A 9227-nucleotide genomic window follows, 5' to 3' on the forward strand; every position below is an offset into this window, starting at 1 on the left:
CCCCTGATCTGGTAACTGCCGTTGCCGTTGAGCTGGATCTCGCCGCTTGCCTGCAACGAAGAGAACTTCGGAACCGGCGCCGGGTCGAGTCGCGCCTCGACGGCGATCTGGGCCGGCTGCCGCTTCAGGATCGGCCTCAAGCCGGAAAGGCTGCCGCTCATTTCGACGCGACGGCCGCCGCTGGTGCCGGCCAATGAAAACGAGACCTCCCTGTCGAGATCCGGGACCCTCAGATCGGCGTCGATCGCTGTCACCCTAGCGGCATTGCCGGCCGACGCGCCCGAGGTAAAGGTGCCATTCGTTATCGTCAGCTGGTTGATCGCCAGGCGCTCGAGCGTATCGACAATCGCCGCGAACGGATCGGCCTGGACATCCTTCGGTTCCGAAGGCGACGCCGCGTTCGCCGAAGCCTTGAGCGCGATTGTCGGATCCGCCAGCGCGACGGACTGGATCTCAAGTTTTTTCGACCATAGCGACGACAGCGTTACCGACGTCGAGAACCGCGGCGCGGATATCGCGATGTCGCCCGTGCCGGTCGAGAGCGAGATATCGTCAGCGACCACCGCCAGCTTGGGCAGCAGCGACAGCCTGACAGGTCCGTCCAGCCGGATGGTCATTCCGGTCGCGGATGACAGTTGCCGGCTCAGTTCGGCACGAACCCAGTCGGTTGAAACAAGAGCGGGCACAAGGAAGAGCAGCCCGACGACAAGAACAACAGCGACGGTGAGTGCAGCGACGATTTTTCTCACATCGACCAGCCAAAACGATCGGAAGAATCAGTATCGTTAAACATACATGCTTCGGGCGCCCGACTGAATCCTGCCGAAGCACGGGCTTCGCGCCGGACGAATTTCGGACTGCTCCCCGGAGCTCTTTCGCCGAGGGCCATCGCGATCGAGGCCATATGCGCGCAAATGTTTCCAGAACCCATGGGTTTGGAAACGATCAGCCGTTTTCCGAGCCATTCCCATGAAACAGACCAAGAGCACTGTCCGGCGCCCGCCACCGACACATCAGCAATCCAATGGAGGACGTGCCAATGTCAGTGCTCGGGATTTTACTTCATTTCGGTCGCGCGGTGATCCAGGCTCACAACAATGCCAAGGTCAGAAACCTGATGGATGTCGCGCCGCCCGAGACAAGCAGAAACCGGGCCCGGCGCGTTTCGCCCGACGCCTCCGAAAAGGAGCCCGGCGCCATTCACCCCGGAGGTCGCTGAGCCTCGGAGCGGCCTGGTCCCGCTCACCTCGAGACCGCCGTCGCTTTGTGATTGCGCTGCCGCGCATAGGCCACGCAGGCGTCCACCGTGCTGACGCAGAGCGCATCGATGCTGTTCGGCAGATTGTTGTCGCCGGCATAGGCAACCTCGGCGACACGACCGCCGATCATGCGGATCTGCGTGTTGCAATAGCCGCCAGGAGCGACGTTGACCGACCCTCCAACCGCGGGGATCGCGCCCACGGCCATCGTCGGCACCGCGATACTGAGGTTGCCGCGTTGGACGGTGCGTTGATAGGTCCAAATCTGGCCGGATGATCCCACATCGGCCGTCGCGGTCGGAAAGCCGGCGCACATGCGGACATCGGCCTCGCTGAGACCGACCATCTCCTTGCGGGCAGCGGCCGTGGTGGCGTCGACCTTGGCGATGCCCGACGTGTCGTCAGGGATGACGCAGGACGACAGGATGGAGATGCCTGCCGCAACGAAGGCAAGTTTTCGAATACGCAAGGATGTCATGCCGTCGGTCGGAGTTGCGTGCCGCCCCAGCGCCCTCCTGCCTACCTAGGCAATCGGCCAAACGCGTCAACCCGAGATAGACGCCGAATGCCGGCGCCTTTCCGCGCCAATGCGCTCACACCACCCGAAAATAGCTCGTCATGCCGGTCTTCTGGTGCTCGATGATGTGGCAATGCAGCAGCCAATCGCCGGGGTTGTCGGCAACGAAGCCGAGCTGCACCTTCTCGTCGGGCTGGATCAGATAGGTGTCGGAGACGAGCGGCTGGACTGCCCTGGTCGATGACGACAGCACCTTGAAGCTCATGCCGTGCAGATGGATCGGGTGCGCGTGCGGGGTGAGGTTCTCCATATCGACGATGTAGCTCTGGCCGAGCTTCAGCTCGGCGAGCGGCGCGGTCGGGTCCGGCGTGTCGCCCGGCCACGGCACCTTGTTGATCGCCCAGAAACTGTAGCCGAGCGAGCCGCAGATGCTGTCGACCGCGACGTTTTCCGCCGTAGCGCTCAGCGCCAGCGGAATGCGTTTGGCGCTGGTCAGGTCCACCTCCGCCACGGGATTGGCTTCGAGCGGGCCGAGATCGCGCAGATCATGCTTCAGCGATTTGCCGACCGAGCGCAGCGTCGCCAGGATTTTCGGCTTGGTGCCCCTGACATCGCGCAGGCTGACGATCGCGCCTTCCTCGTCGGGCATGCGGATGGCAAGCTCCAGCCGCTGGCCGGGTCCCAGTTGCAAGGCGTCCGGCGCAAAGCGCTGCGGCACCGGGTTGCCGTCGAGCGCGATGACCGTCGCCTCGGCGCCGTCGACACGGAAGGCATAGATGCGGGTGACGTCGGTGATGGCGGCGCGAAGCCGCACCAGCCCGCCGGCCGGCGCGTCGAATTGCGGCTGGTCCTGCCAATTGGCGGTGCGTACCGTGCCGAAAGTGCCGGCCTTGGCCGCGTCGCGCGGCCTGAACGGCTCGATGAACTGACCGTCGTCGCCGAGCCGCCAGTCGCGCAGGTTGACGACCATCTCGACATCGAAGACCGGATCGTTCGGGTTCTCGACGACGATCACGCCCGTCAGCCCGTGACCCATCTGGATCAGCGTGTTGCAATGCGGATGATACCAGAAGGTGCCGGCGTCTGGCGGGGTGAAGGCGTAGTCGAAATGATCGCCCTGATAGACATAGGGCTGCACCATGAACGGCACGCCGTCCATCTTGTTGGGAACGCGGACGCCATGCCAGTGGATGGTCGTCGGATCGTCGATGCCGTTGATCAAACGGGCGGCGAAAGGCTCGCCCTTCCTCATCCTGACGACCGGCGGCGGGCCCGCTTCACCATAGGTCAGCACGTTCTTCGTCGGCGCGCCCTCCATCAGTTGCGCCTGAACGCTTGCGGTCTTCAGAATCAGCGATTCGGGCTTCGGCGCCGCCCAGCCGGCAAACTTGCCGGCGGCGGAGAGGCCGATACCGGCCGCGCCGGCCGCCGCGGCGCCTTGCAGGAGTTTGCGGCGTGTGAGGGCCGACATTCGAATCCCTAAATAGGTGAGTGGCTGCGTCAGCTTTACCACCATTCGCGCGGTTCCCAAAACGGACAGATCGCCGCTCCGGATGCCTGTCAATCCGCGACCGCTGCGAGGTGTCCGCCGCCGAAATCCTTGAGCAGCAGTTTCGGCACGGTTTCGCCGATCCGCCGGGTCGCGCTTGGAATTTCGCGGTCGAGACGGGCAAAGCGTGTGCGGCGGCGCGACGGATCGGGAACCGGCACCGCCTCGATGAGCCGGCGCGTGTAGGGATGGCGCGGGTTGGAGAAGACCTGGTCGCGGCTGCCGATCTCGACAATCTGGCCGAGATACATGACGGCGACGCGGTCGGAGATGTTCTCGACCACCGCCATGTCATGCGAGATGAAGAGATAGGCGACGCCGAACTCGCGCTGCAGCTCCTTCAAAAGATCGAGCACGCGCGCCTGCACCGAGACATCAAGCGCCGACACGCTCTCGTCGGCGATGATCAGCTTCGGCCTGAGCGCCAGCGCGCGGGCGATGCAGATGCGCTGGCGCTGGCCGCCCGAGAATTCATGCGGATAGAGCTCCATCTGCGCTGCGGACAGGCCGACCCGCTCGAACAGGGCAGCCACCTGGCTCTGGCGTTCCTGCCGTGTGCCGATGCCGTGGATGAGCAGCGGCTCGGCGACCAGGTCGCCGACGCGCATGCGTGGGTCGAGCGAGGCGTAGGGATCCTGGAACACCATCTGCACGTCGCGGCGCACGGCCTTGCGCGCGTCGCCGCCAAGCCCGGAAAGCTCGCGGCCGCCGATCGTGACGCCACCCGTATAGGGCACGAGGCCGGCAAGCGCCTTGGCGGTGGTGGATTTGCCGCAGCCGGATTCGCCGACCAGCGCCAGCGTCTCGTTGGGCGCGATCGAAAAGGAGACGCCCTCGACGGCGTGCACCCGCCGGGTGACGCGGCCGAAGAAACCACCATGCAGGTCGAAGCGGACATGGAGGTCGTTCACAACCGCCACCTTGTCCTTCCCGGCCATCTCGTCCGGCTCGCCGGAAGCGCGGCGCCCCGCGCCCGAGCCGATGCGCGGAACCGCGGCAAGAAGCTCGCGCGTGTAGGCGGCCTGGGGCCTGGCGAAAATATCGGCGGTCGCGCCTTCCTCGATCATGCGGCCATTGCGCATGACGATGACGCGGTCGGCCATCTCGGCGACGACGCCCATGTCGTGGGTGATCAGGATGACGCTGGTGCCGTGTTGGCGCTGCAGGTCGCGCAGCAGCTCCAGCACTTCGCCCTGAACCGTCACGTCCAGCGCCGTCGTCGGCTCGTCGGCGATCAGCACGTCGGGCTCGAGCGCCAGCGCCATGGCGATCATCACCCGCTGGCGCATGCCGCCCGACAATTCGTGCGGAAACTGCTTCAGCCGGCTTTCGGCTTCGGAAATTCGAACCGCCTTCAGCGCCTCGACGGCGCGCCGTTGCGCCTCGGCATGGGAGAGACCGGTATGCGCCTCGATCGATTCGGTGAGCTGCCGGCCGATCGACAGCACCGGATTGAGCGAGGTCATCGGCTCCTGGAAGATCATGGCGATGCGGTCGCCGCGAATGTCGCGCATGCGGCGCTCGTCGAGCGCCGTCAGTTCGACGGCACTGCCGTCCTTGTCGTAGAGCCGGATCGTGCCTGCGGCGATGCGGCCGGCGGGCTGCGGCAGGAGCCGCATGATCGCCAGCGCCGTCATCGACTTGCCGGAACCGGACTCGCCGGCGATGCACAGCGTCTCGCCGCGTCCGAGCGACAGCGACAGGCCGGACACCACTTCGCGCTCGCCATCCTCGCCGCGCACGCCGACGGAGAGGCCGGTGATTTCGAGCACCGGCCCCGCGGCCGCCCCTGCGGCGGCGTCAGCGTGTTCGTCGACCACGCTTGCGCTCATTCGAACACGCAGCGTGGGAAGTAGAACGACACCACCCAGTTCGGCATGTCGACGATCTCGCTGATCCGGAGATCGCCGCAGACCGAGACCAGCATATAGGCATCGACCGGGTCGAGCTTGTAGCGGGCGGACAGCAAGTCGACCATCTGGCTGACGGCCTCCCTGGCCCCGGTCATCAGATCGGGTCCGATGCCCGTCGTCACCTCATAGCCCTTGGCGTCGAGGTGGCGCGTCACCGGGCCGGGCGTGGTGAAGCGCGGCGTCTTCAGCCGCGCGTCCTTCACGAGGTCGAGCTTGAGCACGACATCCATCGGGCTTTCGATCGCCGTGCCGCATACCTCGCCGTCGCCCTGCGCGGCATGCGTGTCGCCGACCGAGAACAGCGCGCCCGCCACTTCCACCGGCAGATAGAGCGTGGTGCCGGCGGCAAGGTCGCGGATGTCGAGATTGCCGCCGACGCGCCGCGGCGGCACCACCGAATGGTGACCTTTCTCGCCCGGCGCGTTGCCGATGGTGCCCGCGAACGGCTTCAGCGGCACGCGTGCGTTCTTGCCGAACAGAGCGGGTTCGAGCGAGGCGGCGTCGTATTTCCAGATGGCGAGCGCCGGTTCCTTGAAGTCGTCGGCAAGCAGGCCGAAGCCCGGGATGTTCGCCGTCCAGCCGAAGCCGGACGGTTTGAACATCTCGATCGTCACCTTCAGCGCGTCGCCCGGCTCGGCGCCCTCGACGAAGATCGGCCCGGTCACAGGGTTGATCTGGCCGAAATCGAGCTTGGCGATGTCGGCGACCGTGCTGTCCGCCTTGAGCTGACCGCCGGACGAATCCAGGCACTGGAACTCGATCGTCGAGCCGGGCGCCACCCGCTCGGCCGGGGCAAAGGAATTGTCCCAGCCGAAATGGTGATGGCGCCCGTGGATGGTGTAGTCGCAGTTACTGCACATCTTTCACATACACATTGTCGTAGTTGATCGGGATATGGACCGGGTCGACATAGAGATTGTCGGCGCCGCCCATGCGGGCTGACTTCAGCGTGAAGCGCTGCTCGTTGAAGACCGGCGCCCAGGGCGCGTCCTCCATGATCTTGTCGTAGATCGCGCTCCACATCTTTTCGCGATCGGCTGACTTGGCCGGGTCGACGACTGAATCGGCCTCGGCCGCCTTGGCGTCGAGATCCTTGTTGCAATACCACGACCAGTTCCAGCCGCCGGGCACGGCGCCGGCGCAGCCGAGGATCGGGCCGTAGAAGTTCGAGGGATCCGGGAAGTCGGCGATCCAGGCCATGCCGCCCGACCAGATCATCGGCGCGCCGGCCTTGTCGCCGCCGGCGGCAATGACATTGGCCTGGGCGAGCGACTGGATGCTGGCCTTAATGCCGATGGCCGCCAGGTCCTGCTGGATCGCCTGGGCGATGCGTGGATTGGGGTCGGTGTTCATGGCGAAGAGCTGCGTCTCGAAGCCGTCCGGATGGCCGGCCTCGGCCAGCAGCGCCTTGGCCTTGGCGACGTCATAGGCGTAGCCCTTGAAGGCCTTGTCGTAGCCGGGCATCGAGGGCGGCAGCGGCTGGTTGGCCGGCACCGCGCGGTTGTTGATCATCTGGACGATGCGGTCCTTGTTGATCGCCATGTTGACGGCCTGGCGCACCTTCACATTGTCGAACGGCGCCATGGTGGTGTTCATGGTGATGTAGCCGGTGTGCAACTGCCCGCCCACCACGACGCGCGCCTTCTGCTCGGGGTCGCTCATCACCTCCTGGAACTTGGCCGGCGGAATGCCGTCGCCGGGCACGTCGATCTCGCCTTTCTGCAGGCGCAGCAGCGCCACGATCGGCTCCTGGCCGATCTCGAAGGTGATCTTGTCGAGATGCGGCAGGCCCTTGTGCCAGTAGTCCGGATTGCGCTCGAAGACGATGCGCTGGCCGAGCGTCCATTCGGCGAGCTTGAAGGCGCCGGTGCCGACCGGATGCTTGCCGAAGTCGGCGCCGTATTTCTCGACGTCCTCCTTCGGCACGACATGCGAGAAGTTGATCGCCATGACATGCAGGAAGGTAGCGTCCGGCCGGACAAGCTCGAACTTGATCGTATAAGGGTCGACCACGGTGACGCCGGAGAGGTTGTCGGCCTTGCCGGCGGCGACATCGTCATAGCCCTTGATCGAGCCGAAGAAGCCGGCGCCCGGGCTCTGTGTCTTCGGATTGGTGACGCGGTCGAGCGAGTATTTGACGTCGTCGGCGGTCATCTCGCGACCGTTGTGGAATTTCACGCCGTGACGCAGCTTGAAGGTGAAGGTCTTGCCGTCCGGCGAGATCTCGTAGCTTTCGGCGAGGTCGGGCTTGAGCTTGGTGGTGCCCGGCTCATAGTCCATCAATCCGTCGAACAGGCTCTTGATCATCGACCAGTTCTGCCAGTCATAGCCGATCGCCGGATCGAGCGTGGCGACGTCGTCCTTGTAGGTGATGGTGATGGCGCCGCCCTGCTTGATGTTGGGGTCGACCGCGTCGTCGGCGCGGGCGCTTGCCATGCCGAGCATCAGCGCGAGCGCCGACGCCGCCACGGTGGATGCCAGAAATCGTCTCATGTCAGTGTTCCCTTTCTCTGGTTGTTGTCGTTTTCATCTCGATGCTCATCTCAGTTTGATGCTCACCTCAGTTTGATTCTGGGGTCGATGAAGGGCGCGATGATGTCGGCCAAGAGGTTGCCGAGCACGATGGCGAAGGCCGAGACCAGGGTGACGCCCATGATGATGGGGATGTCGACGCGCTGGATGGCCTGCCAGGCGAGCTGGCCGATGCCCGGCCAGCCGAACACGCTTTCGACCACGACGATGCCGCCCATGAAGACGCCGATGTCGATGCCGATCATGGCGACGACCGGCAGGATGGCGTTGGGCAGGGCATGGCGAAAAAGGATGGCGCCGCGCGCCAGGCCCTTGGCGCGGGCGGTGCGCATATAGTCCTGGCGCAGCACGTCGATCATCGACGAGCGCATCATGCGCGCGTACCAGCCGGCGCCGAGTATGCCCATGGTCAGCGAGGGCAGCACGAGGTGGCGCCAGCTGCCGTAACCGCCGATCGGGAACCAGCCGAGCCTGACGGCGAAGACGTAGAGCAGGAGCAGGCCAACGACGAATTGCGGCGCCGAGACGCCGACGAAGGAGGCGACCATCAAGGTCTGGTCGGTGGCGGTGCCGCGCTTGACGGCGGCGACCAGTCCCATGGCGAGGCCGATCGCGAGCTCGCACAGGATGGCGCCGACCATCAGAAGCAGGCTCGCCGGCAGCCGCGAGACGATCAGTTCCGTGACTTCCGAACGCTGGATGTAGGAGCGGCCGAGATCGCCGCCGATGAGCCTGGTGAGATAATGCCAGTATTGCACGATGAAGGGTTGGTCGAGGCCGAGCTGCCGGCGGATGTTCTCCACCGTTTCGGGCGTGGCGCTGCGGCCCGCAATCTGGCGCACCGGATCGGCCGGCAAAAGATAGAGCAGCGCGAAGGTGATCAGCGAGACGCCGAGCAGGATGAGCAGCGACTGGATGAGCCGGCGGCCGAGATAGGCGATCATGACCGGCCTCCCATTATTCCCGCCCTCTCTGCGTTGGGTCGAGGATGTCGCGCAGCGCGTCGCCGATCAGGTTGAAGGCCAGCGCCAGGGCCAGGATCGCGGCGCCGGGGAAGAACACCAGCCAGGGCGCCGCCTGGAAATAGGTCTGGTTCTCGAAGATGATGTTGCCCCAGGAGGCGGTCGGCGGCTGCACGCCGATGCCGAGATAGCTGAGCGTGGCTTCGAGCAGCACCGTGGTCGAGATGCCGAGCGTGCCCCAGACGATGATGGTCGGCAGGAGATGCGGCAGGATGTGGCGCAACAGGATGCGCGGGGCGCTCGCCCCGATCGTGCGCTCGGCATCGATGAACTCGCGCTCGGCGAGCGAGGAGGTTTCCGTGTAGATGACGCGCGCCGTCTGCACCCAGTTGACCAGCGCGATCACCATGGCGACGATCCAGAGGCTCGGCTCGAACACCGCGGCCAGGCAGATGGCCAGAAGCAGCGCCGGGAAGGCCATCATCAGGTCGGTGA

General features: G+C 65.3%; 9 protein-coding genes. 1 reads left to right on the forward strand and 8 read right to left on the reverse strand.

All coding sequences use genetic code 11. The annotated features are described in order from the left end of the window. Positions 1-749 (reverse strand): AsmA family protein (locus EOD07_RS12105; protein WP_164772200.1); only part of this gene is annotated, 749 nt, incomplete at its 3' end. Between the two features lie 290 nt (positions 750-1039). On the opposite strand from EOD07_RS12105, the gene EOD07_RS12110 reads away from it, so the two are divergent. Beyond that, the gene (locus EOD07_RS12110) at positions 1040-1219 is read left to right on the forward strand and encodes a hypothetical protein (RefSeq protein WP_127235612.1); all 180 of its coding nucleotides are present in this window, start codon (positions 1040-1042) and stop codon (positions 1217-1219) included. A 23-nt stretch (positions 1220-1242) separates the two neighbouring features. Here EOD07_RS12110 and EOD07_RS12115 read toward each other — a convergent pair whose 3' ends face one another. The 7 genes from EOD07_RS12115 to EOD07_RS12145 form a co-directional block, all read right to left on the reverse strand. Then, a complete protein-coding gene (locus EOD07_RS12115; RefSeq protein WP_040991542.1) occupies positions 1243-1737 on the reverse strand; it encodes a hypothetical protein in 495 nt (164 codons plus the stop codon). 115 nt (positions 1738-1852) lie between these two features. Continuing rightward, positions 1853-3247 carry a multicopper oxidase family protein gene (locus EOD07_RS12120; RefSeq protein ID WP_127235613.1) on the reverse strand — a complete coding sequence of 465 codons (1395 nt, stop codon included), beginning with the start codon at positions 3245-3247 and terminating at the stop codon, positions 1853-1855. Between the two features lie 89 nt (positions 3248-3336). After that, the gene (locus EOD07_RS12125) at positions 3337-5157 is read right to left on the reverse strand and encodes an ABC transporter ATP-binding protein (protein ID WP_127235614.1); all 1821 of its coding nucleotides are present in this window, start codon (positions 5155-5157) and stop codon (positions 3337-3339) included. After that, positions 5154-6098 carry an acetamidase/formamidase family protein gene (locus EOD07_RS12130; protein WP_127235615.1) on the reverse strand — a complete coding sequence of 315 codons (945 nt, stop codon included), beginning with the start codon at positions 6096-6098 and terminating at the stop codon, positions 5154-5156. The genes EOD07_RS12125 and EOD07_RS12130 overlap by 4 nt, the downstream gene beginning before the upstream one ends. Beyond that, complete coding sequence (locus EOD07_RS12135) at positions 6088-7731, reverse strand: ABC transporter substrate-binding protein (protein WP_127235616.1); 1644 nt, start codon at positions 7729-7731, stop codon at positions 6088-6090. The genes EOD07_RS12130 and EOD07_RS12135 overlap by 11 nt, the downstream gene beginning before the upstream one ends. Before the next feature lie 62 nt (positions 7732-7793). Then, the gene (locus EOD07_RS12140) at positions 7794-8714 is read right to left on the reverse strand and encodes an ABC transporter permease (RefSeq protein ID WP_127235617.1); all 921 of its coding nucleotides are present in this window, start codon (positions 8712-8714) and stop codon (positions 7794-7796) included. A 13-nt stretch (positions 8715-8727) separates the two neighbouring features. After that, positions 8728-9227 (reverse strand): ABC transporter permease (locus tag EOD07_RS12145; protein ID WP_164772201.1); only part of this gene is annotated, 500 nt, incomplete at its 5' end.

The organism is Mesorhizobium sp. M2C.T.Ca.TU.002.02.1.1 (assembly GCF_003997225.1).

Bases quoted from the DNA above. Each gene is read 5' to 3' on its own strand.
- EOD07_RS12120 (WP_127235613.1), bottom strand. From the start codon at position 3,247: ATGTCGGCCCTCACACGCCGCAAACTCCTGCAAGGCGCCGCGGCGGCC.
- EOD07_RS12140 (WP_127235617.1), bottom strand. From the start codon at position 8,714: ATGATCGCCTATCTCGGCCGCCGGCTCATCCAGTCGCTGCTCATCCTG.
- EOD07_RS12110 (WP_127235612.1), top strand. From the start codon at position 1,040: ATGTCAGTGCTCGGGATTTTACTTCATTTCGGTCGCGCGGTGATCCAG.
- EOD07_RS12130 (WP_127235615.1), bottom strand. From the start codon at position 6,098: ATGTGCAGTAACTGCGACTACACCATCCACGGGCGCCATCACCATTTC.
- EOD07_RS12115 (WP_040991542.1), bottom strand. From the start codon at position 1,737: ATGACATCCTTGCGTATTCGAAAACTTGCCTTCGTTGCGGCAGGCATC.
- EOD07_RS12125 (WP_127235614.1), bottom strand. From the start codon at position 5,157: ATGAGCGCAAGCGTGGTCGACGAACACGCTGACGCCGCCGCAGGGGCG.
- EOD07_RS12135 (WP_127235616.1), bottom strand. From the start codon at position 7,731: ATGAGACGATTTCTGGCATCCACCGTGGCGGCGTCGGCGCTCGCGCTG.